The sequence below is a fragment of the Variovorax sp. IB41 genome (genome assembly GCF_016405905.1).
Classification (GTDB): Bacteria; Pseudomonadota; Gammaproteobacteria; order Burkholderiales; family Burkholderiaceae_C; genus Variovorax.
The window spans coordinates 21,060-47,265 of the sequence record NZ_JAEFCB010000003.1 but is presented as its reverse complement, the minus strand read 5'-3'; the positions used below and the strand labels follow the sequence as shown (position 1 = coordinate 47,265).

At 68.6% G+C, this 26,206-nt stretch carries 21 protein-coding genes; 8 read left to right on the top strand and 13 right to left on the bottom strand.

The window, feature by feature from the left end; genetic code table 11:
• Positions 1 to 29: 29 nt before the first annotated feature.
• Positions 30 to 776, bottom strand: a complete 747-nt coding sequence (locus tag JC881_RS08825) for a TerC family protein (RefSeq protein ID WP_198785349.1) — start codon at positions 774 to 776, stop codon at positions 30 to 32.
• Positions 777 to 1,272: 496 nt separating this feature from the next.
• Here JC881_RS08825 and JC881_RS08820 point away from each other — a divergent pair, with 496 nt between their 5' ends.
• A complete protein-coding gene (locus JC881_RS08820) occupies positions 1,273 to 1,737 on the top strand; it encodes a DUF3717 domain-containing protein (protein WP_198785348.1) in 465 nt (154 codons plus the stop codon).
• A 10-nt stretch (positions 1,738 to 1,747) separates the two neighbouring features.
• Entirely contained in the window at positions 1,748 to 2,053 is a 306-nt protein-coding gene (locus tag JC881_RS08815; RefSeq protein WP_198785347.1) for a putative signal transducing protein, read from the top strand.
• An 18-nt stretch (positions 2,054 to 2,071) separates the two neighbouring features.
• Here the strand turns inward: JC881_RS08815 and JC881_RS08810 are convergent, their stop codons facing one another.
• The 4 genes from JC881_RS08810 to purB all read right to left on the bottom strand — a co-directional run bounded on the left by JC881_RS08810 (position 2,072) and on the right by purB (position 7,599).
• Complete coding sequence (locus JC881_RS08810; RefSeq protein ID WP_198785346.1) at positions 2,072 to 2,632, bottom strand: YaeQ family protein; 561 nt, start codon at positions 2,630 to 2,632, stop codon at positions 2,072 to 2,074.
• A gap of 55 nt (positions 2,633 to 2,687) precedes the next feature.
• Positions 2,688 to 4,823 carry a TonB-dependent receptor family protein gene (locus tag JC881_RS08805; protein WP_198785621.1) on the bottom strand — a complete coding sequence of 712 codons (2,136 nt, stop codon included), beginning with the start codon at positions 4,821 to 4,823 and terminating at the stop codon, positions 2,688 to 2,690.
• A gap of 116 nt (positions 4,824 to 4,939) precedes the next feature.
• Positions 4,940 to 6,079: a PepSY-associated TM helix domain-containing protein gene (locus tag JC881_RS08800; RefSeq protein WP_198785345.1), complete on the bottom strand. Its 1,140-nt coding sequence runs from the start codon at positions 6,077 to 6,079 to the stop codon at positions 4,940 to 4,942.
• A gap of 140 nt (positions 6,080 to 6,219) precedes the next feature.
• The gene (gene purB, locus JC881_RS08795) at positions 6,220 to 7,599 is read right to left on the bottom strand and encodes an adenylosuccinate lyase (protein WP_198785344.1); all 1,380 of its coding nucleotides are present in this window, start codon (positions 7,597 to 7,599) and stop codon (positions 6,220 to 6,222) included.
• 137 nt (positions 7,600 to 7,736) lie between these two features.
• Here purB and JC881_RS08790 point away from each other — a divergent pair, with 137 nt between their 5' ends.
• On the top strand, positions 7,737 to 8,348 hold the full coding sequence (locus tag JC881_RS08790; protein ID WP_198785343.1) for a glutathione S-transferase N-terminal domain-containing protein: 612 nt from the start codon (positions 7,737 to 7,739) through the stop codon (positions 8,346 to 8,348).
• A gap of 47 nt (positions 8,349 to 8,395) precedes the next feature.
• Here JC881_RS08790 and JC881_RS08785 read toward each other — a convergent pair whose 3' ends face one another.
• From JC881_RS08785 to JC881_RS08760, 6 genes are all read right to left on the bottom strand, one after another.
• A complete protein-coding gene (locus tag JC881_RS08785) occupies positions 8,396 to 9,190 on the bottom strand; it encodes an SDR family NAD(P)-dependent oxidoreductase (protein WP_198785342.1) in 795 nt (264 codons plus the stop codon).
• Positions 9,187 to 10,482, bottom strand: coding sequence for an MFS transporter (locus JC881_RS08780; protein WP_198785341.1), 1,296 nt, complete (start codon positions 10,480 to 10,482; stop codon positions 9,187 to 9,189). Before JC881_RS08780 ends, JC881_RS08785 begins: the two co-directional genes overlap by 4 nt.
• 6 nt (positions 10,483 to 10,488) lie before the next feature.
• Entirely contained in the window at positions 10,489 to 11,715 is a 1,227-nt protein-coding gene (locus JC881_RS08775) for an SAM-dependent methyltransferase (protein ID WP_198785340.1), read from the bottom strand.
• Entirely contained in the window at positions 11,712 to 12,515 is an 804-nt protein-coding gene (locus JC881_RS08770) for a DUF1365 domain-containing protein (protein WP_198785339.1), read from the bottom strand. Before JC881_RS08770 ends, JC881_RS08775 begins: the two co-directional genes overlap by 4 nt.
• On the bottom strand, positions 12,512 to 13,819 hold the full coding sequence (locus JC881_RS08765; protein WP_198785338.1) for an NAD(P)/FAD-dependent oxidoreductase: 1,308 nt from the start codon (positions 13,817 to 13,819) through the stop codon (positions 12,512 to 12,514). Before JC881_RS08765 ends, JC881_RS08770 begins: the two co-directional genes overlap by 4 nt.
• A gap of 293 nt (positions 13,820 to 14,112) precedes the next feature.
• Complete coding sequence (locus tag JC881_RS08760) at positions 14,113 to 14,727, bottom strand: glutathione peroxidase (RefSeq protein ID WP_198785337.1); 615 nt, start codon at positions 14,725 to 14,727, stop codon at positions 14,113 to 14,115.
• A 129-nt stretch (positions 14,728 to 14,856) separates the two neighbouring features.
• Here JC881_RS08760 and JC881_RS08755 point away from each other — a divergent pair, with 129 nt between their 5' ends.
• From JC881_RS08755 to JC881_RS08745, 3 genes are all read left to right on the top strand, one after another.
• The gene (locus tag JC881_RS08755; RefSeq protein ID WP_042577375.1) at positions 14,857 to 15,714 is read left to right on the top strand and encodes a ferritin; all 858 of its coding nucleotides are present in this window, start codon (positions 14,857 to 14,859) and stop codon (positions 15,712 to 15,714) included.
• Between the two features lie 84 nt (positions 15,715 to 15,798).
• Complete coding sequence (locus JC881_RS08750; RefSeq protein WP_198785336.1) at positions 15,799 to 16,680, top strand: RNA polymerase sigma-70 factor; 882 nt, start codon at positions 15,799 to 15,801, stop codon at positions 16,678 to 16,680.
• An 88-nt stretch (positions 16,681 to 16,768) separates the two neighbouring features.
• The gene (locus tag JC881_RS08745; protein ID WP_198785335.1) at positions 16,769 to 17,230 is read left to right on the top strand and encodes a carboxymuconolactone decarboxylase family protein; all 462 of its coding nucleotides are present in this window, start codon (positions 16,769 to 16,771) and stop codon (positions 17,228 to 17,230) included.
• A 6-nt stretch (positions 17,231 to 17,236) separates the two neighbouring features.
• On the opposite strand, the gene JC881_RS08740 is transcribed toward JC881_RS08745, so the two are convergent.
• Both JC881_RS08740 and glnE read right to left on the bottom strand, forming a co-directional pair.
• Complete coding sequence (locus tag JC881_RS08740) at positions 17,237 to 18,253, bottom strand: septal ring lytic transglycosylase RlpA family protein (protein WP_443083335.1); 1,017 nt, start codon at positions 18,251 to 18,253, stop codon at positions 17,237 to 17,239.
• Between the two features lie 139 nt (positions 18,254 to 18,392).
• On the bottom strand, positions 18,393 to 21,197 hold the full coding sequence (glnE, locus tag JC881_RS08735) for a bifunctional [glutamate--ammonia ligase]-adenylyl-L-tyrosine phosphorylase/[glutamate--ammonia-ligase] adenylyltransferase (RefSeq protein ID WP_198785333.1): 2,805 nt from the start codon (positions 21,195 to 21,197) through the stop codon (positions 18,393 to 18,395).
• 25 nt (positions 21,198 to 21,222) lie between these two features.
• On the opposite strand from glnE, the gene JC881_RS08730 reads away from it, so the two are divergent.
• Positions 21,223 to 25,392, top strand: a complete 4,170-nt coding sequence (locus JC881_RS08730; protein ID WP_198785332.1) for a YhdP family protein — start codon at positions 21,223 to 21,225, stop codon at positions 25,390 to 25,392.
• The gene (locus JC881_RS08725; RefSeq protein ID WP_198785331.1) at positions 25,389 to 26,204 is read left to right on the top strand and encodes a carbon-nitrogen hydrolase family protein; all 816 of its coding nucleotides are present in this window, start codon (positions 25,389 to 25,391) and stop codon (positions 26,202 to 26,204) included. The genes JC881_RS08730 and JC881_RS08725 overlap by 4 nt, the downstream gene beginning before the upstream one ends.
• Positions 26,205 to 26,206 lie beyond the last annotated feature (2 nt).

Sequence of the window (26,206 nt, the reverse complement as noted above, 5' to 3'; positions counted from 1 at the left end):
TTCGGGCGATCAATGGGGTAAGCCAGTGCTCAACCGGTCGTCACGGCCGCAGCCGGCTTGTTGCGGGCCTGGCGCATGGCCACCCACTTGCCGACCGCGAGCACCAGCAGTGCGCCGCCGATGCCGGCTGCGTACTTGATCGTGTCGGTCTGCGGCACCTTGGGCACCCAGGTCCAGTTGGCGGGGTTCGCGAGCGCCGGGTCCGAGACGGCCATCGTGCCGGCGATCCAGCCCAGCAGCATGCCGCCCAGCGTGATGATCAGCGGGAAGCGGTCCATCAGCTTGATGACCAGCTGGCTGCCCCAGACGATGATCGGAATGCTCACGAGCAGGCCGAAGATCACGAGCGGCATCTGGTGGCCTTCGCCCGCACCCTGTGCGGCGCCGGCAATGGCGATCACGTTGTCCACGCTCATCACCAGGTCGGCAATGATCACGGTCTTCACGGCACCCCACAGTTTGTCGCTGCCGGTGATGTTGCCGTGCGCGTCGTCATGCTCGGGCGCCAGCAGCTTGATGCCGATCCACACCAGCAGGATCGCGCCCACCAGCTTCAGGAACGGAATGGCCAGGAGCGTGAGCGCGAAGAAGATCAGGATCACGCGCAGGATGATCGCGCCGGCGGTGCCCCACAGGATGCCCTTGGTGCGTTGGGCCGGCGGGAGCTTGCGGCAAGCCAGCGCGATGACGACGGCGTTGTCGCCACCCAGCAGGATGTCGATCATGATGATCTGACCGACAGCGACCCAGAACTCCGGGGTCATGAACAGTTCCATAGTTTCCTCTTTGTCTTCGCGCCGTTCCTGCCGCTCCTTGTGTGGATCACGACGGACAGGCGCATACCGATGCGTTTCGATTCATCCCGCGCGGGGCTGGTCGAAAGCGAAGAAACGAAGACGCCGGAGACTCCGGGGACTTGGTGAACGCTTCGACCAAACCTGCACAGGTTCAAATCGAAGGTCTTGCTCGACAGCGCCTGCGCCAGTGCGCATGCGTTGTCCGAAAGGCCGGAAGTGTTGTGCTTCGTATTGACGACCTGTCGATGTCCGCCGTTGTCCACAGCGGTCGGGAGCTACTCCCCTTCGTGGGCGGAATTAGAGCATCGAAGGCCGCGGCGTGGCAACCGAAAGTTTTCAGCGATTTAAAAGGAACCGCCCGGCAGGGCCCGTGAACAGGGGCTCTCGCGCTATGTTTTTTGTAGCACTCATGTCCCTTCGCGGCCGCGGGACATTGGCGGACTATGATCGCCGCTCGCTGCTTTTTCACTCTCCCATGGCCGCCATCCACATCACCGACATCGAGGCCGCCATCAACCACTGGCGCGCCAAGAGTCCTTCGCCCGACGGCGTCACGCTGGCACCCGAATTGCGCGCGCTCGCCGAGGTCTACGCGCTCATGGTGTACCACCACGAGGACGAGGTCGACGAGGTCGGCTTCCCGCCCAAGGCCTGGGCCGCCTGGCTCGACTGGTACCACAGCACCCCCGACACGCCCTGCATCGCGATCTGCTCCACCAGCCAGGGCGACGACGAATGCAAGGGCTGCGGGCGCAGCTTCGACGAAGTGCAGCACTGGCCCGCCATGACGCCGGTCGAGAAGCGCGTGACCTGGCGCCGCATCACGATGGAAGACTCGGCCTGGCGCTTCAACAAGTACGCCGAGCGGGCGCGCGAAGCCGAGCCGCCGCAGTGGCCCGATGACCCCGCCGAGCCTCTCGGCCCCGACGACGCGCCCTGAGAGGCAGCCCATGCGTCGCCTCGCCCAAGCGCCCAATCTCGCGATCGCGACGCTGTGGGTTCACGCCTTGCGGGAGGACGGTGTCGAAGCCTCGGTGCAGCGCGAATTCCTCGGTGCCGTGATGGGCCAGCTGCCGCCCGACCAGTGCCTGCCCGAAATCTGGATCGAAGACGACGCCCAGTTCGAGCGCGCCAAGGAGCTGCTGCACGCAGCGCAGCACCGGCCGCAGCGCAACTGGCAGTGCGTGTGCGGTGAGCGGATCGAGGGTGGTTTCGAGCAGTGCTGGCAGTGCGGCGAGATGATGCCGGCCGCCTAGCGCTGCGGGGGCGAGGCGCTACTTCCAGCGCAGCAGCTCGACGTCGATGCTGTTCGTGCCATCGCCCAGCGTGAGCGTGTTTTCCTGGATGGTCGCCTGCAGCTGCATGCTGCGCTGCGCGAGCGCGGCCAGCGCCTGCGAGGCTTCCGTCGGCACGCGGTAGACCTTCAGGTTCTGCGGCCGCGTGAGCTTGTTCTCTATGCCGCGCCACCAGATCTCGGCCGCATGGTTGAAGCAGTAGACGATCACCTCGTCCGCCTTGCCGCAGGCCTTGATGATGGGCTTGTCCTCGGGCTGGCCGACCTCGATCCAGATCTTGGTCTCGCCCGTGAAGTCGCGCAGCCAGACGTCGGGCTCGTCCACGTTCGAGAGGCCTGCGCCGAACGCGAGCGTGCCGTCGCCCTGGCAGATGTCCTGCAGCTGGTGGGCGTTCAGCGCGAGCGCGACCAGGCGGATCATCATCCGCTCGTCGGTCTCGCTCGGGTGGCGCGCCAGGGTCAGCGCATGGTCGGCGTAGTAGCCGTGGTCGATGTCGGCCACCGCGAGGGCGACCTTGAAGATGGTGGATTTGAGGGCCATGGGTGCGCGAGTATGCCTGCCGCGCACGTCCACGACCGCCCGCGCACGACGGCCGTCAGAACGCCACCGACGCCTGCAGGTACACCGTGCGCGGCTGGCCGACGTACTTGCCGCCGTTGTTGTCCACCGAGCGGTTGTAGTAGCGGCGGTCGAACAGGTTCTTCACGCCGACGGCCAGCTTCAGGTGGCTCATCGACGGGCCGAAGTCGTACGCGGCGCGCAGGTTCATCGTGGTGTAGCCCGGGATGTTGCCGAGCCGGCCGGTCGAATCTTCCAGCGTCACGTACTGCGCGCCGTCGTCCGGCGAGCCGGGCGAGCGCTGCTTGGATTGCGCGTACACGTCGGCATTGAGCGTCCACGGGCCGCGCTCGTAGCGCGCGCCGAGCGTCAAGATCTGGCGCGAATAGAACGGCAGGTCGCGCCCGGCGAAATTGCCGGCCTTGGAGGTGGCCTGCGTGTACGTGTACGTGCCCGACACCGACAGCCCCTTGAGCGATGCGCTCAGGTCGCTCAGCTCGTAGCGCAGCGCCGATTCCACGCCGCGGTGGCGCGTGGCGCCCAGGTCGGTCCACTGGCCGACGTCGCCGGTGATCGAGCGCGCCAGCAGCAGCTCCTTGTCGAAGTTGATGTTGAACAGCGTGAGCTCGCCGCTCCAGGCCTCGCCCTTGTAGTGCGTGCCGATTTCGTAGGTCTTGGCCTTCTCGGGGTGCAGGCTGGTGGTGGACTGCGCAAGCTGCGCGTACTGCTGCGGGCCGAAGGACACGCCGGCATTCGCGAACAGCGACCAGCGCTCGTTCATGCGGTAGAGCACCGACAGCGTGGGCAGCACTTCGTTGGAATCGATCGTCGGATAGATCGCGTTCGTGATGCGGTTGTTCGCCACGGTGAACACGTCGTTGTGCGAACGGAACGATTCATAGCGCACGCCCGGCGTGATCGTCCAGTTGCCGATGTCGATGCGGTCGTCGATGTAGAACGCGTGCGCCACCGTGCCGCCCTTGCTGGTCTGGTAGGCCGGGTTGGCCAGACTGTAGGCATCGAAGCCCGGGCGCGGCGTGTAGTAGGCGCTGCGCGTCGCCACCTCGGAGGCCTCTTCGCGCAGGTAGCGGAAACCGACGCTCACTTCCTGCACCACGTCGCCCGAATCGATCAGGCGCGAGTAGCGCGGCTCGATGGCGAAGGTCTTGTAGTTGCGCGGCGCGCTGGTCAGGCGGCGCTTCCCGGCATTGGCGCCGGTGCCTTCCTGCTCCAGGTGGCTGCCGCGGAACGAGTCGGTGTAGTAGCCCAGCATCTCGAACTTGTTCACGCCGTCGTTGTGCGTGTACTTGATCGAGCCGTCGGTGCGCCGGCCGGTGAATTCGTCGAAGGGGCGGTCCGACTGGAACGGATTCGCCGCGAACTGCGCCGTCGTCAAGCCACCCGGCATGCGGCCGCTGCCCTCGAAGTGATGCAGCGACACCGCGATGTCGTCGGTGCCGGAGATGCGGTAGGCGCCCTTGAGCATCAGGTCGTCGATGCTCGTGTGGTCGTTGCTCTGGCGAAAGCCGTCGCCGTGCGTGCCCGAATACAGCAGCGCGAGACCCAGGCCCTTGTCGTTGGTGCCGCCGACGAACAGCGTGGGCGTCGTCTTGGTGCCGCCGCCGTGGCCGGCGCTCTCCAGGCCCACGCCCACCTCGCCCGAGAACTGCTTGGGGATCGCGCGCGTCACGAAGTTGATGATGCCGCCCACGTTCTGGGGGCCATAGCGCACCGAGCCCGCGCCGCGCACCACGTCGACCGTCTCGATGCTGCCCAGAGACAGTGGCGCCAGCGACAGCTGCGGCTGGCCGTAAGGCGCGTAGGCGAGCGGCACGCCGTCCAGCAGGATCGTCGAGCGCGGCGACAGCCGCGAGGTGAGGCCGCGCACGCCCACGTTCAGCGAGATGTCGCTGCCGCCGGTGCCGTTGCTCTCCTGCACCTGCACGCCCGGGATCTGGCGCAGCACGTCGCGCACGCTGGAGGCGCCGCTTTCCTCGATCTGCTTGCGCTCCACGATGCTGCGCGCGCCGGCGTGCTCCAGCACCTTCTTCTCGTTGGGGTTGGCGAGCCAGTCACCGGTGACGGTGATGGTGTCCAGCGACGACTTGGACGGATCGGCCGCGGGGTCTGCGTCGGCGGCGAAGCTCTGCAGGCTCAGGGGTAACAGCGCCATCGCAATGGCTGTGCGTTTGTGCGGGAACAAGGGGACTCCTCCGGGAATGAAAAAAACAGGAAAACCGTGCGCGGGACGTGGGGCGTCTTCTTCGGGTTCGAGGATGGCCTCGGGCCTCAGGACGTCGTCCGGCTGGACAGCGCGTTGTTGTTGCGAGCCGCGGCGGCCATCGCGCGGCGGCGCCACCAGAGCCAGATGCCGCTGAAGCCCAGGCCGCCGAGCGCCAGGCCCAGCAGCGCGGTGACGACCTGGTGGGCCACGCCGCCCAGCTCGCCCGTGTGCAGCGGAAAGATCACCGCCACCGCGCCGTTGCCGGCGTCCAGCTCCTGCCACTTGCGCGCGGCGAGCACCTCGCCACTGACCGGGTTCAGCCACACGGAGCTGATGCCGTTCGGGTGCGGATCGTCGGGCAGCCGAAAGCGCACGCGAATCGGTCGATCCGCCTTGCCGGGCACCAGCAGGTAGCCGATCGGCTGGCCTGGGTACACCTGCTGCGCGCGGGCCACGAGTTCGTCCAGCGGCATGCGCGGGCCGCTTGCGCTGCTCTTGGGGATCGTCGGCGCCTTGACCGGCTTCTGGCCCACGGCGGCGGAGATGAAGCCGCCCAGCGGCCGCCACGCCATGTAGGCGCCCGTGGCCACCGACACCGCGATCAGGAGGCCCAGCACCGCGCCGCCCGTGCGGTGCAGGTCGAACAGGCCGCGCAGCAATCCGCGGTCCAGCACGATGCGCAGCGACGGCGGCCAGCGCGTGGGCCACCACAGCACCAGGCCCGTCACCAGGAGGAACAGGTACGACAGCGCCACGAACGCCAGGATGCCCTTGCCGGTGCTGCCCAGCAGCAGGCTGTTGTGGACCTTGTAGGCCAGGTTGTAGAAGCCCTCTTCGGTGCCGCGCCGGCCCTGCTCGGCGCCGGTGGCCGGGTCCAGGTAGAGCGTGCCGTCCCACTTGCCGCGCACCAGCACCCAGAGCGTTTCGTCGGGGTGGTGGGGTGGGCGCAGCGTGAAGCTGGTGTCGGGGCCGAACTCGGCCACGATGCGCTGGCGCAGGGGCTCCAGCGGCAGCGCAGCCGTGGCCGCGATGGCATCACCCGCGGTGCGCGCGACGAAGAAATCGGAATGGACCTGGCGATCGATCGGCCGGGACACCACCAGCACCGCGCCCAGCAGCGCCGTGAGGGCCAGGATCGGGCCGAGCGTGAGCCCGGTCCAGCGGTGGATCTTCAGCCAGAGACGTCGCAGCGGAGCGCGCAGCATGAATCACGGGGACCTCGAGGAGTCCCGTCATGGTTGTTGGCTGGCGCGCCCGCGGCGGGGTGCGTTGGCTGGGAAGTCGGGGTCTGTGTGCGGACCGCGCCAACCGCTCGCCGCGGTTGGTAGATCGATGCACAAGCGCGTCAGATTCTACGGGCGAGCTCCGCAGCCTTGCCGACGTAGCTGGCGGGAGTCATGGCCAGGAGGCGGGCCTTTTCCTCTTCCGGAATGGCCAGCGAGCGGATCAGCCCGTGCAGCGCCTCGGCCGTGACGGTCTTGCCGCGCGTCACTTCCTTCAGCTGCTCGTAGGCGCCCTGCACGCCGTAGCGGCGCATCACGGTCTGGATCGGTTCGGCCAGCACTTCCCACGATGCATCGAGGTCTTCGGCCAGCGCCTCTTCGTTGAGCTCCAGCTTGCCCAGGCCCGTGGCCAGGCTCGCGTAGGCGAGCGTCGCGTAGCCGAAGGCCACGCCGATGTTGCGCAGCACCGTGCTGTCGGTCAGGTCGCGCTGCCAGCGGCTGATGGGGAGCTTCTCGCTCAGGTGGCGCAGCACCGCGTTGGCCAGGCCCAGGTTGCCTTCGGCGTTCTCGAAGTCGATCGGGTTGACCTTGTGCGGCATCGTCGAGGAGCCGATCTCGCCCTTCTTCAGGCGCTGCTTGAAGTAGCCCAGGCTCACGTAGCCCCACACGTCGCGCGAGAAGTCGACCAGGATCGTGTTGGCGCGCGCCACCGCGTCGAAGAGCTCGGCCATGTAGTCGTGCGGCTCGATCTGGATGCTGTACGGCTGGAAGCTCAGGCCCAGGCCGAGCGGCGCCGGCGTCTCGATGACCTTGCGGCTGAAGGCTTCCCAGTCGAAGTCGGGCCAGGCGGCCAGGTGGGCGTTGTAGTTGCCGACGGCGCCGTTCATCTTGCCCAGAAGCTGCACCGAGGCGATCTGCGCGCGGGCCTTCGACAGGCGCACCGCCACGTTGGCGATTTCCTTGCCCACGGTGGTCGGGCTGGCGGTCTGGCCGTGGGTGCGCGAGAGCATCGAGACGTCCGCGAACTGGTGCGCCATTTCGCGCAGCTTGGCGATCAGGCCGTCGATGGCCGGCAGCACCACCTTTTCGCGCGCGGCCTGGATCTGCAGGGCGTGGCTGGTGTTGTTGATGTCTTCGCTGGTGCAGGCGAAGTGCACGAACTCGGCGGCGGCCAGGAGCTCGGGCCGGGCTTCGAACTTGGACTTGATCCAGTATTCGACGGCCTTCACGTCGTGGTTGGTGGTTTTCTCGATCTCCTTGATGGCCAGTGCATCGGCCTCGGAGAAGTGGGCGACCAGGCCCAGCAGGTACTTGCGGGCGCCGCCGGTCAGGGGCTTGAATTCGGCGAAGCCGCAGTCGGACAGCGCAATGAACCACGCCACCTCGACCTGCACGCGCCGGTGCATATAGCCCTGTTCGCTCATCAGCGGACGCAGCGCCGCGAGTTTGGCCGCATAGCGGCCGTCAAGGGGGGAGAGGGCGGAGACGGTGGAAAAGCTCATGCCCGAATTTTAGGCGGCCGGCGGTTCGTGGGGCGGTACCGACACATTGGGGTGGATCCGGACCTGCGGTTTTCCCGTTCACCTAAAATGATTATGAACAAGTGTCATACAGCCAAGAGCAAAGGGAGAGAGCCTTCATGAAACTGATCGGATCCGCCGCCAGCCCCTATGTGCGCAAGGTGCGCGTGGTGCTGGCCGAGAAGCGGCTCGACTACCAGTTCGTGATCGAGGACGTCTGGTCCGCCGACACCACCATCTCCAACTCCAATCCGCTGGGCAAGGTGCCCTGCCTGATCATGGAAGGCGGGGACGCGATGTTCGATTCGCGCGTGATCGTCGAGTACCTGGACACCCTCTCTCCCGTCGGCAAGCTCATTCCGCAGCAGGGCCGCGAGCGCGCCGAGGTCAAGACCTGGGAAGCGCTGGCCGACGGCGTCATGGACGCCGGCGTGCTCTGGCGCCTGGAGGCCACCTGGACCGGCCGCAACGACCACGAGCGCAGCGCCAGCTGGATCGAGCGCCAGCGCACCAAGGTCCTGGACGGCGTGGCCGCCATGTCCAAGGGCCTGGGCGACAAGCCCTTTTGCAGCGGCATCCACCTGAGCCTGTCGGACATTGCGGTGGGCTGCACGCTGGGTTGGCTCAGCCTGCGCTTTCCCGACATCGACTGGCGCGACGAGCACGGCAACCTGGCCAAGCTCTACGACAAGCTCATGCTGCGCCCGAGCTTCATCGACACGAAGCCCTGAGACGGCACAGCCCCGAAGAAAGGCGCCACGCGGCGCCTTTTTCTTTTTCAGAGCCCGGTGAACCTGGCGACCGCCGGAAAGTAGAGCCGGTACGGCAGCAACCGCATCAGCTTCATCCAGAACGTGAAGCGCCGCGGAAAGTGGATCTCGAACGCGCCGCGGCGCCAGCCGTCGAGCATGGCCTCCGCCGCCTGTGCAGGCGTGATCAGCGCCGGCATCGCGAAGTCGTTCTTCGCGGTGAGCGCCGTGGTCACGAAGCCCGGCTGGATCACGCTCACGCCGATGCCGCGCGCATGCAGGTCGATGTAGAGCACCTCGGCCAGGTGGGTCAGCGCGGCCTTGGTCGGGCCGTAGGCCAGGCTTTTCGGCAGGCCGCGAAAGCCCGCGACGCTGGCCGTGAGCGACACGTGGCCCGCGCCGCGCGCCACGAAGCCGGGCAATACGGCCGCCAGCACGTTCAACGCGCCGACGTAGTTGACCTCTTGGTGCGCGAGCATTTCGTCGAGCGCGAAAGCGTCGGCGCGCAGCACGCCGTAGGTGGCGGCGTTGAAGAGCACCAGATCGACGGTGCCGGCCATCGCCTGCAGCTGTGCATACGCCGCGGCGACCGCGGCGGCATCGCGCACGTCCAGCGGCAGAACGATCACGCGCGGCGGCAGCGCGGCGTCGTTGTGCAGCGATGCAAGTTCTTCGAGTGCGTCGCCGTTGCGCGCCGACACCGCGACCCGCGCGCCGCCTTCGAGCAGCGCCAGCGCCGTCGCGCGGCCGATGCCCGAGGAGGCGCCGACGATCCACGCCGTCTTGCCGTGCCAGTCGGCGAGCGGCGGATTGAAGGGCTTCACGGTGCAGCCTTCGCCGGAAGCGGCACGGGCGGCGCGGAAGCGGGTGATCGAATCACCAACGCCCACAGCGCCACGCCCGCGATCACCTTGAGCACGCAGGGCAGCAGGCAGTAAGCGAGCGACAGCGCCTGCAGTGCCGACGCATCGCGCGCGCCGGGCACGTAGCCCGCCAGCCCGAGCAGCGGCAGTGCGAGGCCGGCGGCCAGCGCGAGGTTGAGCTTGGTCGCGAAATTCCACCAGCCGAAGTACGCGCCGGCGTGCGGTTGGTCGCCGGCCTCGGCAATGATTCCGGCGAGCAGCGCGCTCGGCAGCACGAGGTCCGAGCCGATCGCGAAACCCGACAGCGCGCAGACGACGAGAAACGGTACCGCATCGCCCGCGCCCATCGCGCCGGCCCATGCGAACACCGCCACCGACATGCTCATGCCGCCGAGCCAGCTGCGTGCGAGCCCCCAGCGGCGCACGATGCGCAGCCACGCCGGAATCGACGCGGCGGCCACCACGAAGTAGAGGCCGAGGAACGCGGGCTCCATCGCGGCCGGCGCGCGCAGCCGGTCCTGCACGAAGAACAGCACCAGCGTGGCCGGCACCGCACTCGCGATGCCGTTGAGCACGAACACCGCGAGCAGGCGGCGAAACGGCGCACGGCGCAGCGGCAGCCGCAGGTCCATCGACGCATGCGGCGCGGCGGCGCGCACCGGCCGTGGCGCCTGTGTCCAGAAGACCCATCCCACCACCAGCAGCACGCCGAACAGCGCGACCATCGCGGGCAGTCCCGCCAGCGTCGGCACGACCGAGGCCAGCACCACGCCAACGAGGCCCATGCCTTCGCGCCAGCCCACGATGCGACTGCGCTGCGAGGCGTCGCCGCCCAGCATCGCGCCCCACGACTGGTGCGCGATGCTCAGCATGCTGTAGCCCGCGTAGGTCAGCGCGAGCAGCACGGCGGCAGCCACGAGCAGTGCGCCATGGCGCGCGGGATCGACCAGCAGTTGCGGAAAGAAGAGCAGCCCGAAGCCCAGCAGCAGGACGCCCGCGGCGACAGCGCCGAAGCCGAGCACCGCTTGCGCCGAACGCGCATGCAGCCGGTCGCTGAGCCGCCCGAGCAGCGGATCGATCAGCGCATCGAGCAGCCGCGCGCCCAGCAGCACCGCGCCCAGCGTGGCGAGCGGCACGCCGAAGGCGCGCGCGTAGTGGTTCGGCAGCAGCACATAAAGAGGCAGCGCGACGAACGCGAGCGGCAGCCCGAGCAGCCCGTAGCGCACGCCGGCCAAAGGTCCGAAGGTGGACACGAAGGGCTAGCGCTTTTGCAGCGTGTACTGCACCACGTCGATGTTGGCTTGCGAGAACGCCGCCTCGCAGTAGGCGAGATAGAACTCCCAGATGCGCATGAAGCGCTCGTCGAAACCGTGCTGCAGGATCTGACCTCGCTCGGCCAGGAAGCGCTCGCGCCAGCGGCGCAGCGTCTCGGCGTAGTCGGCGCCGAAGGCGAATTCGTCCACCACCGCGAGGCCAGCCGCCTCGGCCTCGCGCCGGAACTCGCGCGGGCAGGGCAGGCAGCCGCCCGGGAAGATGTACTGCTGGATGAAGTCGGTGGAGTCGATGTAGCGGTCGAAGAGCTGGTCGTCGATCACGATGCTCTGCACGCAGGCGCGGCCGCCGGGTTTGAGGAGGCGGCTCACGCTCTGGAAATACGTCGGCCAGTACTCGCGGCCCACGGCCTCGACCATCTCGATGGAGCAGACGGCGTCGAACGGCGCGTCGTCGATGTCGCGGTAGTCCTGCAGGCGCAGGTCGGCCGAAAGGCCCGCGGTGCGCTGCCGGGCGAAGGCGAGCTGTTCGGTGGAGAGCGTCACGCCCGTCACCGAGGCGCCGAAATCGAAGGCGGCCATCTCGGCCAGCGCGCCCCAGCCGCAGCCGATCTCCAGCACGCGGTCGCCGGGCTTCACGCCCGCCATGTCGAGCGCGCGGCGCACCTTGGCGCGTTGCGCGTCGGGCATGGGCTTGTCGAAGTTGCCCTCGAACCAGGCCGACGAATAGTTCATCGTCTCGTCGAGCCAGAGCTTGTAGAACGCGTTGCCCAGGTCGTAGTGCGCGTGGATGTTGCGCGAACTCCCGGCCTTGCTGTTGCGGTGCATCAGGTGCCGCACGCGGTACACCAGGCGGCCGAACCAGCTGCCGTAGACCACGTCCTCGATCGCGCGGCGGTTGGCGATGAACACCTTGATGAGCTCCACCAGGTTCGGCGTGGTCCAGTCGCCCGCGATGTAGCTCTCGGCAAAGCCGATGTCGCCCGATTTGAGCGCGGCCTTGCAGACCTCCCAGTTGCGCAGCGTGAGCGAGGCCGTGAGGTTGCTGCTGCCGGGCGCGGCGCCGAAGTGCCGCACCGAATCGTCGGGCAGGCGCACCGTGAGCGAGCCGTGGGCGAGGCGCTGCAACAGCCCCAGCACCGTGCGCGCGGCGCCGGGGGCGTCCTGCGGCAGCGAAAAGCGCGAAACCTGGGGGGCGGTGGTGGTCGGGGTCATGGGTTCGCCTGCTGCTGGTGCGGATGGTCGCTGGACACGAAATGGCGGGGCGGCGCGGGCTTGGCGACGAAGGGAACGCGCTTGAGCCAGAGCCTGGCGGCCTGCCAGTGGATGCGCGCGATGAGCCCGAAGGTCATGGCGGGATAGCGCCAAAGTGCGCGCCGTGCGCTGGCGGCGGTGAGCAGTGCGAGTTCGCCGCTCACGCTGGTCTGCAGCAGGGGGCCGTCGGCGTCGTCGTGGTCGATGCGCACCACGGTGTGGGCGAATTCCGCATCGACGAAGAAGCGGAAGCGGTAGCCGCCGCTGACCTGGCAGAACGGCGAGACGTGGAAAGCCTTGGTGGCCTTGAGCTCCTGGCCGTAGACCGGGTGGTCCAGCAGGTAGCAGTGGCGCTCGCCGAAGGTGTTGTTCACCTCGACCACGATGGCGCGCAACGCGCCCTCGGCCGTGTGGCAGTACCAGAAGCTCACCGGCTTGAAGGTGTAGCCGAACACGCGTGGATAGCAGTGCAGCCAGGCCTCGCCGGTCGCATCGTGGATCTGGTGGGCGGCCAGCAGGTCGTCGAGCCAGGCCAGCGCGCCGCCTTGCGCGGGCGTGCGGCCGTCGCCGTGGTCGATGTCGTGGAAGGAGAGGGCGGCCCTGCGGTTGAGCGCGAGCGCGTCGCTGCCGTTCGCGCGCAAGGTGCGCATCGGCAGCATGAGGAAATAGGTCGGGTAGACGAAGGCGTTGCGCGCGGGGCGCAGGCGCGTGTGGCGCACGTCGCCGAAGCCCATCAGCGGAAGCGGATGCGCCTGGCTCATGCCGCGGGCCTCGCGGCGCGGAGCCCTGCGGCGGCGGCCAGGCCGGCTTTGAGGCCGTCTTCGTGGAAGCCATAGCCCATCCACGCGCCGGCGAACCAGGTGTTGCGCTGGCCTTGCAGGGCGGAAACCTCGGCTTGCGCGCGGATCGCGGCAAGGTCGAGCACCGGGTGGTCGTAGTCGTATTCGGCCATGACCTGACTACGCTGGATCTCGCGCACCGGATTCAACGAAACGACGACCGGCTGCGCCCAGGGCAGCGGCTGCAGCTTGTTCAGCAGGTAGTGCAGGCAGACGCGGCCCGATTCGCGCTCGCCGGCGGCCGCGCGCTCGTAGTTCCAGGCAGCCCAGGCCGATCGGCGCTGCGGCAGCACCGAGGCATCGGTGTGGAGCACGGCGTGGTTCGGCTGGTATCGGATCGCGCCGAGCACGGCGGCTTCGGCGGGGCTCGCGTCGCCGAGCATGGCGAGCGACTGGTCGGAATGGGTGGCCAGGATCGCGTGGTCGAAGCGCTCGGTGCCGGCGTCGGTGGCGACGAGCACGCCTTCGCTTGTGCGGGTGATGCGGCGTACCGGCGTGCGCAAGCGCTTGTCCTCGATGCCCGCGACGATCTTCTCGACGTAGTGGCGGGAGCCCCCGCGCACCGTGCGCCACTGCGGCCGGTTGGCGATCTGGATCAGCCCGTGGTTGTGGCAGAAGCGGATCATGGTCGCGACCGGGAACGCCAGCATCTGCGTGGTCGAGCAGCTCCAGATGCAGCCCATCATCGGCAGGAAGTACCAGTCGCGGAAGGCGGCGCCGAAGCGGTGGGTGGCCAGGAACTCGCCGAGCGGCTGGGCCAGTTCGCCCTCGGTGCCGGCCTGGGCGATGCGCGTGGTCAGGCGGTTGAAGCGCAGGAGGTCGGCCAACATGCCGAGGAAGCGCGGGTCGGCGAGGTTGCGCCGCTGGGCGAACACGGTGGAGAGGTTGTTGCCGCTCCATTCGAGCCGGCCGCCGCTGTCGCGGGTGGCCTGGACGGAGAACGACATTTCCGACAGCGCGGTCTCGACGCCGAGGTCGGCGAACAGGCGGATCAGGTTCGGGTAGGTGCGGTCGTTGTAGACCAGGAAGCCGGTGTCGACGCCGTGGGCGACGCGGGTCGGATCGCTCGGGGAGCGCGGCAGCTCGATCGTGGCCGTGTGCGCGTGGCCGCCGAAGTAGTCACTGGCTTCGAAGAGGGTGATGCGGGCCGCGTCGCGCAGGGCGTGCGCTGCGGCCAGTCCCGAGATGCCGGCGCCGACGATGGCGACGCGAGGGGGCTGCGTCATCGCGAGCCCCCGTTCCGGCGGGAATACAAAAATGCTGCGAGGCGCCCCGACGCGAAGGAGGGAGGGAGGGAGGAGGAGAAGAATCGCCTCGGGATTTCGACCAGACGACAAGCGCCTGGAAGACCTCGCAACATGAAAACCGGTGGGCTTTTACCGCCCACGCAAATTATGAGCACGCCCTCGCCGGACCGGTTCCCTGTGCAGTGGTAAGCGTTTGTGACGTTCAGTTCACGATGATATGGACGCATCGGTAAATAATATTACCGATTCGTATTTTTGTGAACTGATCAGTCTTAATTTGTCCCGAGCTGCTTCTCGATGACGTTCACGAAGCCGTTCTCGTCCGGCGCGGTCATGCTCGACCAAGCCTGCACGACCTTGCCGTCGCGCCCGATCAGATACTTGTAGAAATTCCATTTCGGCGTGGTGCCGGAGGCTTGTGCGAGTTGCTTGAACAGCGGATTGGCGTCCGTTCCGCGCACCGACGACTTGGCGAACATCGGAAACTTCACGCCGAACGTGCTTTCGCAGAAGTCGGCAATTTCCTTGTTGGAGCCCGATTCCTGGGAGAAATCGTTCGACGGAAAGCCCAGCACCACGAGACCGCGGTTGCGGTATTTCAGGTCCAGCGCCTCCAGGCCCTTGTACTGCGGCGTGAACCCGCAAAAACTCGCCGTATTGACCACCAGGACCACCTTGCCCGAGTACTGGCACAAAGTCTGGGGCTTTTCATCCTGCAGGCGCGGGAAGGTGTGTTGAAGAATAACGGGGCATCCGGCAACCTCGGCCGGAGCGGGCACGGCGGGCGTCGTCTGGGCGCTCGCCGGCAGCGCTGTAAACAGCCCCACCACGAGGGAAACAGCCGGTGCGCAGCGCCAGAGCGTCGACAATAAGAAAAGGGTTCGCATGGCGGGCTCCTGGTTCAAAAAGGGGGGTGTGCATCCGTGCCGCCACGGCGCACGTATCCGCATCATCGCGCGTCTGTCATGGGCGCGCCAAACGGGCCGACTAAAATCGGCGGCCATAGAAAGACTTTGATGCTCTATCCGGAACTCTTCAGACAACTCGAATCCGTCCGCTGGGACATGGACAAGGACATTCCCTGGCAGTCGTTCGATGCTTCCTTGCTGACGGAAGAGCAGGCCCAGACCATCAAGATGAATGCCATCACCGAGTGGGCAGCGCTGCCGGCCACCGAGATGTTCCTGCGCGACAACCGCCACGATAGCGATTTTTCCGCTTTCATGTCGATCTGGTTCTTCGAGGAGCAGAAGCACTCCCTGGTGCTGATGGAGTACCTCAAGCGCTTCAGCCCCAAGCACGCTCCCACCGAAGCCGAATTGCACGAAGTGCGCTTCGATTTCGACCCGGCGCCCCCGCTGGAGACCCTCATGCTGCATTTCTGCGGCGAGATTCGCCTCAATCACTGGTACCGCCGCGCCGCCCAGTGGCACACCGAGCCGGTCATCAAGCATATCTACACCACGCTGAGCCAGGACGAAGCCCGCCACGGCGGCGCGTACTTGCGCTACATGAAGCGCGCGCTCGAGAAGTTCGGCGACGAGGCCCGTGCCGCGTTCACCAAGGTCGGCGTCCTGATGGCGAGCGCCCGCCGCACCGCCCAGGCCCTGCACCCGACCAACCTGCACGTGAACAAGGCGCTGTTCCCGAACGACACCATCCAGAGCCGCATGCCCGATCCGGACTGGCTGGAGCACTGGCTCGACAAGCAGATCAAGTTCGATGCCGTCTGGGAAACCAAGGTCGGCGAGCGCATCCTGCACAACCTGAGCCTCCTGATGAACCGCAGCTTCAAGACCGTGCAGGAACTGAACCGCTACCGCAAGGAAGTCGCCGCGACGCTCGGCCCCAGGCCTGAGTACCAAGGCGCTTGAACAGAAACTTCGCCCCGCCATCCGGGGCGATTTTTTTTGGGCGTCCGGTGTCACAACCCGCGGGCGCCGAACGTCTAATCGGGCATGGACGACCCGACCCTCACCTTCGACAGCCACCGTCGCCGCCTGCAGGGCATCGCCTATCGCATGCTCGGCTCCGTTGCGGAGGCCGAAGAGGTGGTGCAGGACGCCTGGCTGCGCTGGCATGAGGCCGACAAGGCCAGTTTCGACAGCGCCGAAGCCTGGCTCGTGACCGTCGTCACGCGCCTGTCGATCGACCGGCTGCGCACCGCCAAGGTCCAGCGCGAGCACTACATCGGCGCCTGGATGCCCGAACCGACGCTGACCGAGTCGCCCGACACGCCCGAGGAATCGCTCGAGCGCGCCGACAGCATCTCCGTCGCGTTCCTCGCCGTGCTCGAGCGCCTGGCGCCCGAGGCGCGCGCCGCCTTCCTGATGCGCGAGGTGTTCGACGCCGACTACGACGAAGTGGCGCTCACGCTCGGCAAGAGCGAAGCCGCCTGCCGCCAGTTGGTGCACCGCGCCAAGGCGCAGGTGCAGGACGCCCGCCCGCGCTACCAGGTCTCGCGCGAAACGCACCAGCGCCTGTTGCGCGCCTTCGCCGACGCCGCCGCGCGCGGCAGCATGCAGGACCTGAAGGCGCTGATGACCGAAGAGGTCGAACTCATCGGCGACGGCGGCGGCAAGGTGCAGACCTTCAGCAAGGTCCTCACCGGCAACCAGCGCCTCGCGCAGCTCTACTTCTCGCTCTGGCGCCGCATGGGCCCGGTGGTGCGCATGGAGCTGGTGGAGATCAACGGCGAGCCGGGCCTCTTGCGCTTCATCGACGGCGAACTCGAATCGGCGCAGACCTTCGAGATCGAGGACGAACGCATCGCGCGCATCCGCGTGCAGCGCAACCCGGACAAGCTCGCGCGCATCGCGCAGATCGTTGCCTCGAAATAGTTCGCGCGGCGTGTCACAGGGCCGATGGCTGGCCCGTCTTCAGTGGGTAGGAAGCAGATTTTTTCAACCCCCCCACTGGAGTCCTCTCATGAACACGACCCCCCGCCTGAACTGGTTCAAGACCATCCCCAAGACCTTCGAAGCCATCCTGGCCGTGAGCGCCAGCATCGACGCGAGCACCGTCGGCAAGACGACGCTCGACTTCGTCTTCGCCCGCGTCTCGCAGATCAACGGCTGCGCCTATTGCCTCGATATGCACGTGCGCGACCTGCGCAAACAGGGCGAAGGCTGGCAGCGCATCAACAGCCTGGCCACATGGCGCGAAGTGAGCTTCTTCAACGAGCGCGAACGCGCGGCGCTGGCCTGGGCCGAATCGCTCACGCGGCTGGCCGACGACCACGACGAGCGCGAAGTCGAATTCGCGGCCCTGAAGGCGCAGTTCAGCGACGTCGAGATCGCCGAGCTCACCGTGGCGGTCGCGCAGATCAACACCTGGAACCGCATCAACGTCGGCATGCGCGTGCCCGTCGCCGTCAAGGCGCTGGACTGAGCGTCCTCAGCGGCGCTCGACCACCATCGGCGCGATCCGCAGGCTCTCGCGCAACTGCGTGACGGCTTCGCCGGCGGCATTGCGCGAGGCGAATGGCCCGGCCTGCAGCCGGTGCGTGCCGGCCTCGCTGAACACGCGCAGCTGCGGCGCCAGCGAAGGCAATCCGCGCGCGGCCTGGCCCCGCATGGTCTCGGCGCCGTCGCGTTCGCGGAAGGCGCCCAGCTGCACCCAGAAGCCCGCCACCGCGGCGGAAGACGGCGCAGCGCCCGGCTCGACGGCCGGCGGCGCTGCCTGTGCAGCAGGCAACTCCGCAGGCCCGATCGGCGCCACGGGTGTCGTCGGTGACTGGGGCGCCACTGGCATCGTCGACGCCACCGGCGCACTCATCGCCACGGGCGCCACCCATGCCGAAGGCACAGGCACCGACACCGCCACGGCGCCCTGCGGCTCCGACGGGGCAGCGGCGGCATACGCCGTCCCCGAATCCCGCCGCCATGCGCCGGTGCGGATGTCCTCGTTCGTGATCCGCTCGATCTCCACCGGCGCCACGCCGCGCAGCAGGTCCAGCTTGAGCGCGGCCGTGTAGCTGAGGTCGATGATGCGGCCGTCGACGAACGGCCCGCGGTCGTTCACCCGCACGATCACCTCGCGCCCGTTGGCCGGGTTGCGCACCCGCACGTAGCTGGGCAGCGGCAGCGTCTTGTGCGCGGCCGTCATCGCGTACATGTCGTAGGGCTCGCCGCTCGCGGTCGATGCCGCATGGAACTTGCGGCCGTACCACGAGGCGATGCCGGACTCCTGGAACGGCCGATCGTCGGTGATCGGCTGGTAGGCGCGGCCCAGCACCGTGTAGGGCTTGCTGGTGCCGCCGCTGCCGCGGATGGGCTCGATGCGTGGCTCGGCGTCGGGCACGCGGTCCAGGTCCGAGGGGATGTTCGTGCCGGGGCCGTCGCGGCCGCTGGCCACGCCGCCGCCGCTGCGCGGGCCGCTTGCACAGCCGGCCAGAAGGACGGCGACTGCCACTGCGCACACCCCCGCTGCTTCTAGATACGGCCCACGCCAGAAACACCGAGGAACCGGCTTTGCCGGGCCTCCGGTGTTACCCCCGGTGAGGGGGTTGGCGAAGCGACACGAAGTGCGCGAAGCCTGGGGGAGAGCCAGTTCAACCAAATACGGCCTTCCATAGCGCCAGCATGGCGTCGCGCTCGGCGGCCAGGGCCGGCGGAGTGACTTGCGTCGGCTCCTCATTCAGCCGCGCGCGATGCTGCACGCGGCGCAGCTCGCGATACGCCCGCGCCGCGCTACGGCCGATGCCTTCGGGCAGCAGTCCGGCCAGTTCGGCGCGCAACAGCAGCGCGATGTTGCCCACGTTGGGGATCAGCTCCGGGTGCTCGCCCGCGGACGACAGCACCAGGAACTGCACCGCGAACTCGGCATCGACCATGCCGCCGGGGCTGTGCTTCACGTCGAAGCGGTCGGCCTTCACCGGCCGCGCGCCGCGCAGCTTGTCGCGCATCGCGATGATCTCGGCCTTGAGCGCCTCGCGGTCGCGCGGCGACACCAGCACCGCCTCGCGCACCTGGTCGAAAAGCGCGCCCAGTTCGGCGCCGTGGTCCGCGCTCCCGAGCACGAAGCGCGCGCGCGTCATGGCCTGGTGCTCCCAGGTCCATGCGGTGTTGCTGCCGCGTCCGAGCTGGTACTTCTCGTAGGCCTGGAAGCTCGTGGTGAGCAGGCCCGAATTGCCGTTGGGCCTGAGCGCCGTATCGATCTCGAACAGGTCGCCCTCGCGCGTCTTCACCGTGAGCCAGTTGATCAGCTTGCGCACATAGGCCGCATAGACCTCGCCGGCGCGCTCGTCGTCATCGTCGTAGACGAACACGATGTCCAGGTCGCTGCCGTAGCCCAGCTCTTTGCCGCCCAGCTTGCCGTAGCCGATGATCGCGAACTGCGCCACCTCGCGGTGCCGGTTGCGCACATGCGGCCAGCACCAGCGCGCGGTCACGCGCAGCGTGGTGTCGGCCAGCGCGCTCAGGTCGTCGGCCACCTGCTCGACGGTGATGCGGCCATCGACGTCGCGCGCCAAGGTGCGGAACACCTCGGCGTGATGGGCATGGCGCAGCAGGTTCAGGAGGCGCTCTTCGTCGGCCTCGCCGGTGCGGGTGAGCGATGCGTGGCGCGCCTCGAGCTCGCGCTCGAATTCCTCGGCCACGAAGCGGCCGGAGAGCATCTCGTCGCTCGCCAGTTCGTCGATCACGCCCGGGTGCTGCATCAGGTAGCGCGCGGGCCATTTCGCCGCGCCCAGGAGGCGCAGCAGGCGCTCCTGCACGGCGGGCCGCTCGACCAACAGCGCCAGGTAGCTCTCGCGGCGCATCAGCGGCTCGATCCAATCGGCCCAGCGCATCGCGGCATCGACGTGGCGCGGCGTCTGCCCTGCGCCATCGCCGTCGGGTTCCTTCAGCCATTGGCCGGTGCGCTGCACCAGCTGGCGCAGCCGTCCGCGTGTCTCCTCGCGCAGGGCGAGCACGCGCGGCGTCTCGCACCAGTCGCGGATGCGATCGGCGAAAACCGGCGGCAGGTCGTCGAGCAGGTCCGCCAGGTCGGTGGGCGCCGCGGCCTTCTTGCCGTTGCACTTGCCGTTGCAGGGCTTCTCGCCGCCCAGCAGCTTGTCGAACTCCTGCGCGACGAACTCGCGGTGGGTGTCCAGCTGCGCGAGGAAGGGGCAGCAGTCGGCATAGCCCATCGACTGCGCGATCCAGCGCAGGTCGTCGTCGGCCACCGGCAGCACGTGCGTCTGCTGGTCGTCCAGGTACTGGATGCGGTGCTCCACGCGGCGCAGGAACTCGTAGGCCAGCGCCAGCGCGTCGGCGGTTTCCTGCGGCATGAGGTTGGCGCGCGCCAGGCGCTGCAGCGCATCGAGCGTGGGCCGCGTGCGCAGTTCGGGGAACTGCCCGCCGCGCACCACCTGCAAGAGTTGCACGGTGAATTCGATTTCGCGGATGCCGCCGCGCGAGAGCTTCACGTCGTTCGCGCGCTCGGGCCGCCCGGCGCTGCGGCGCGCCGACTGCTCGCGGATCTGCCGGTGCAGCGTGCGCAGCGAGTCGAACACGCTGTAGTCCAGGTAGCGGCGGAACACGAAGGGCAGCACCGCGCCGCGCAGGCCTTGCGCGTGGCCGCCGAGCACGATGTCGCGCGGCGCCACCACCCGGCTCTTCATCCACGCGAAACGCTCCCACTCGCGGCCCTGCACCTGGAAATACTCTTCGAGCGCATCGAGCGAGACCACGCTCGGCCCCGAGTTCCCGTTGGGCCGCAGGGCCAGGTCGACGCGGAACACGAAGCCGTGCTCGGTGGTGTCGCCCACCAGCGCATAGATGCGTTTGACGGCGCGCGAGAAGTACTCCTGGTTGGCGAGGCGCCCGCGCCCGTCGGCGTCGCCCTGGGTCTCGCCGTCCAGGTCGTACAGGTAGATGAGGTCGATGTCGCTGGACACGTTGAGCTCGCGCGCACCGAGCTTGCCCATGCCGATCACCCAGAGCTGCGCGCGCTGGCCCTCGGGGCCGAGCGGCGCGCCGTGCACGGCATCGAGTTCGTGGCAGGCGTCGGCGCAGGCGATGTCGAGCGCGAATTCGGCCAGCTCGGTGACCGCGGTGGTCACCACGGCGAGCGGGGCCTGCTGGTCGCAATCGAGCGCGACCAGCCGCTCCATCACCAGCTGCCTGACAATGCGCAAGGCATCGCCCACCGCGTCACCGCGCTGGCGCAATGCCTCGAAGGCCACGGCCATCGATTCGCGCCGCGGCTCGCCCGGGGCAAGCAATGCAAGCTCGGCCGCATACCTGCGGCGAAGGCGCTGGACGAAACGGGAGTAGGAAGAGAACGCGATCTGCGCGGTCTGCGTCGAAGTGGCTGGCAACTGGTTCACACTGCTATCGGTTTCCGTGGAACCCCTCTGAATGCTGGCGGTCATAATTCCCGACACAGCGCGATCCTCAATGAACGACACGGCGTCTACCCCTTCACGTCTGCTCAAAATCACCGCTGTGACGGCGCGCTGGCTGTTGGGTTTGCTGATCGCTGCATGGCTTCTGCTGGCGCTGTCAGTCGTTGTCCTACACGCGTGGATTGTGCCGCGAATCGGTGATTTTCGCGGCGCACTGGAGGCACAGGCTAGCAAGGCCATCGGCGTGCCGGTGCGCATCGGCTCTATCACCGCCCGCCCCGAGGGGCTTTTCCCCGCCTTCGAACTGCGCGACGTGGTGCTGCAGGATGCCGACCAGCGCGAGGCCCTTCGCCTCGTGCGCGTGGTGGCCAGCGTGTCGCCGCGATCGCTCTGGCGCCTGAATTTCGAGCAGCTCTACATCGAGGGCCCGCAGCTGGATGTGCGCCGCGATGCTCAGGGAAAACTCCATGTGGCTGGATTGCACATGGACACCGACACGACCGGAGAGACCCGCGCCGCCGACTGGTTTTTCGCGCAGCGCGAACTCGTCATCGAAGGCGGCACCGTGCGCTGGACCGACGAGCAGCGCCAGGCCGAGCCGCTCCTTCTGACCGACGTGCGCTTCGTGGCGCGCAACGGCGGCCGCCGCCACGGCCTCCGGCTCGACGCCACGCCGCCGGCCGGCTGGGGCCAGCGCTTCACGCTGCGCGGGCAGTTCCGCCAACCGCTCCTGTCGGTGCGCACCGGCCGCTGGCAGACCTGGGACGGCCAGATCTACGCCGACCTGCCCTACATCGACGTCACGCGCCTGGGCCAATACGTCTCGCTCGACGCGCGCATCCGCGAAGGCAACGGCGCGGTGCGCCTCTGGGCCGACGTGGAAGACGGCCAGCTCGTGGGCGGCGCGGCCGACCTGGGGCTCGACCGCGTCGATGCCTCGCTGGGCAAGGGGCTGCAGCCGCTGGTGCTGCGCTCGGTCACCGGCCGTCTCGCAGGCCAGCTGAACGACGACACCTTCGAGTTCTCGACCACCGCGCTGCAGTTCGACACCTCCGACGGTCTGCGCTGGCCCGGCGGCAATCTCTGGCTGCAGCACACGCCGGCCAAGGGCCGCACGCCCGAGAAGGGCGCCCTGCGCGCCGACCGGCTCGACCTGGCCGCGCTCGCGCTCATCGCCGACCGGCTGCCGCTGGGCGAAGCCACGCACCGCGTGCTCGACAGCTACGCGCCGCGCGGGCTGGTCGAGCACATCGACCTGAACTGGCAGGGCTCGCTGGGCGCACCCGACAAGTACCAGGCGCGCGGCCGCGTGAGCGGCATGCGCGTCGCCTCGCAGCCGGCGCCGCCCACGCCCACGCCGGCACCGGCACCCGCAACGCCCGCCTCCGCGACGGCCACCGCAACGCCGCCGCACGCCCATCCCGGCACGCCCGGCCTGAGCGGCGCCACCGTCGACTTCGACGCCACCCACACCGGCGGCACGGCCACGCTGGCCATCGCGCAGGGCACGCTCGAATTCCCCGGGGTGTTCGAGGAGCCCGTCATCCCGATCGACCGGCTCTCCACCCAGGTCCAGTGGAAGCTCGACAACGGCAACGCGCAGGTGCAGGTCTCCAAGCTGCGCTTCGCCAACACCGACGCCGAGGGCGATGCCGAAGCGACATGGCGCACCAGCGATCCGGCCGTCTCCAGAGGCAAGGGGCGCTTTCCGGGCGTGCTCGACCTGCAGGGCAAGCTCACCCGCGCCGACGGCACGCGCGTGTTCCGCTACCTGCCGCTGGACATTCCCCAACACACGCGCGACTACGTGCGCGATGCCGTCACCAAGGGCACCGCCAGCACCGTCGATTTCCGCGTGCGCGGCGACCTGCACGACATGCCGTTCATGGACCCGAAGCAGGGCGATTTCCGCATCGCCGCCAAGGTGGCCGACGTCAACTACGCCTACGTGCCGCAGACTGCCACCGCCATCCCCGCGCGCACCGGCACGCCGGCGCCGGCGTGGCCCGCGCTCACGGGCCTGTCGGGCGAACTGGTGTTCGAGCGCGCCGGCATGCTGGTGCGCAATGCGCGCGGAAAGCTGGCCGGCGCCAACGGCGTGGAGGTGACCAAGGCCGAGGCGCAGATCGCCGACATGTCGCATCACGCCTCGCTGCTGCGCGTCGATGCACAGGCCAGGGGGCCGCTGGGCGAAGTGCTGCGCGTCGGCGCGCCGCTGGCCGGCGAAACCGGCGAACTCATGCTGAAGGCGCGCGCCACCGGTTCGGCCGACTACAAGCTGCACCTGGAGCTGCCGCTCGCGGCGATGGACAACGCCAAGGTGCAGGCCAGCGTCGCGCTGGCCGACAACGAACTGCAGCTCGTGCCCGAGGCGCCCTCGCTCACGCACAGCAAGGGCACGCTGAACTTCACCGAGACCGGTTTTTCGCTGGCCGGTGTGCAGGCCAGGCTGCTCGGCGGCGACATCCGCATCGAAGGCAAGGGCCGCTTCACCGGACCCAACCGCGAGGTCGCGCTCAAGGCGCAGGGCACGGCCACCGCCGAGGGCCTGCGCGGCGCGCGCGAGGCCGACTGGCTCGCGCGCCTCGCAGGCAAGGCCACCGGCAGCACGCCATACGCGGCCACGTTCTCGGTGCGCGACGGCGCCTCCGAACTCCTGCTGACGAGCAGCCTGCAAGGCCTTGCGCTGCAGCTGCCGGCCCCGCTCGTGAAGACGGCCGAGGAGCAGATGCCGCTGCGCATCGAGAAGAAAGTGCTGGCGCGTGAAACCCGTCAGGGCGGCGTCACGGTGGCCACGCAAGACCAGCTCTCGCTGGAGCTGGGCCGCGTCGGTTCGGTGCAGTTCGTGCGTGACATCTCGGGCGCCGAGGCGCGCGTGCTGCGCGGCGGCATCGGCGTCGGCCTCTCGGCCGGCGAGACCGCTAGCCTGCCCGACAAGGGCGTGTTCGCGAATGTCAACGTCGCCAAGCTCGACATCCCCGCATGGGACGCGCTGCTGGGCGCCGCCGCGAGCAGCACCCCGAGCGAAACCGCCGGCGCCGGCGACGATGCCGCGCAGGCCTACCTGCCCACGCGCATCGCGGTGCGCGCGCAGCAGCTGAACGTCGCCGGGCGCACGCTGCACGATGTGGTGCTGGGCGGCACGCGCGAGGGCGCGCTCTGGCGCGCCAACATCGACGCCACCGAACTGAGCGGCTACGCCGAGTACCGCCACACGCAGGCCGGCCGGCTCTATGCGCGGCTCGCGCGCCTGAAGATCGCGCCGTCCGAGGCGACGCAGGTGGAGGCCCTGCTCGACGAGCAGCCGGGCACGCTGCCCGCGCTGGACATCGTGATCGACGACTTCGAGCTGCTCGGCAAGCGCCTGGGCCGCGCCGAGATCGATGCGGTCAACCGCGGCGGCGCGGGCCGCGAGTGGCTCCTGAACAAGCTGACCTTCACCATGCCCGAGGCGAGCTTCGCGGCCAAGGGCACCTGGGCCGCCGTGCCCGGCGCCGCGGCCGGCCAGCGCCGCACGGCCATGACCTTCAAGCTGGACATCGCCGATGCCGGCGACCTGCTCGCGCGCTTCGGCATGCCCGGCGTGCTGCGGCGCGGCAAGGGGCGGCTGGAAGGCGACGTCAACTGGCGCGGCTCGCCGTTCTCGCTCGACTACCCGAGCCTGGGCGGCAATCTGCAGGTCGATGTGGAATCGGGCCAGTTCCTCAAGGCCGACCCGGGGCTGGCCAAGCTCCTGGGCGTGCTGAGCCTGCAGGCGCTGCCGCGCCGGCTCACGCTCGATTTCCGAGACGTGTTCAGCCAGGGCTTCGCCTTCGACTTCATCCGCGGCGATGCGAAGATCAACAAAGGCATTGCGAGCACCAACAACCTGCAGATGAAGGGCGTGAACGCCGCGGCGCTCATGGACGGCTCGGCCGACATCGTGCGCGAGACGCAGAACCTGCGCGTGGTGGTGGTGCCCGAGATCAACGCCGGCACCGCCGCGCTCGTGGCCACCGCCATCAACCCGGCCATCGGCCTGGGCACTTTCCTCGCGCAATGGGTGCTGAGCAAGCCGCTCGCCGCCGCCGCGACGCAGGAGTTCCACATCGAAGGCACCTGGGCCGACCCCAAAATCGCCAAGGTGCCGCGCACGCTGCAGCTGCCGGGTCTCCCCGGCCAAGGCGGCCAGACGGGTTCCTCGACCGCGGAAGAAGGCAGAAAAACGGAGACCACGCAATGAAAGTCGCAGCCATCCAGATGGTGTCGGCCATCGCCCGCGAAGCCAACCTCGCGCGCGCCCACGACCTGCTCGCAGAGGCGGCCGCCGCGGGCGCCGAGCTCGCGGTGCTGCCCGAGTATTTCTGCATGATGGGCGCGCGCGACACCGACAAGCTGGGCCTGCGCGAGACGGCCGGCGCGGGCACGGTGCAGGGCTTCCTGGCCGATGCGGCGCGCGAGTTCGGCCTGTGGATCGTGGGCGGCACGCTGCCCATCGAGAGCACCGATGCCGAGCACGTCTTCAACAGCTCGCTGGCCTTCTCGCCCGAGGGCCACTGCGTGGCGCGCTACGACAAGATCCATCTTTTCTTCTTCGACAACGGCACCGAGCGCTACGACGAGCGCCGCGTCATCGCACCGGGCGCCCAGCCGGTCGTGTTCGACCTGCCTTCGCGCGACGGCCACAGCTGGCGCATCGGCATGAGCGTCTGCTACGACCTGCGCTTTCCCGAGCTCTACCGCGCGCTCGCCAGGCAAGGCGCCGACCTGCTGCTGGTGCCCAGCGCCTTCACCCGCACGACGGGCGCCGCCCATTGGGAGGTGCTGCTGCGCGCCCGCGCCATCGAGAACCTCGCGTGGGTGGTGGCGCCCGCGCAGGGCGGCACGCATGAAAACGGCCGCCAGACCTGGGGCCAGTCGCTCGTCATCGACCCGTGGGGCACGGTGGTGGCGCAGCAGGCGACGGACGAAGGTGTGGTGCTGTTCGACATCGACGCCAGGCAGATCGAGCGCACGCGCACGCAGTTGCCGGTGCTGTCGCACTGCGTTCTCTAGCG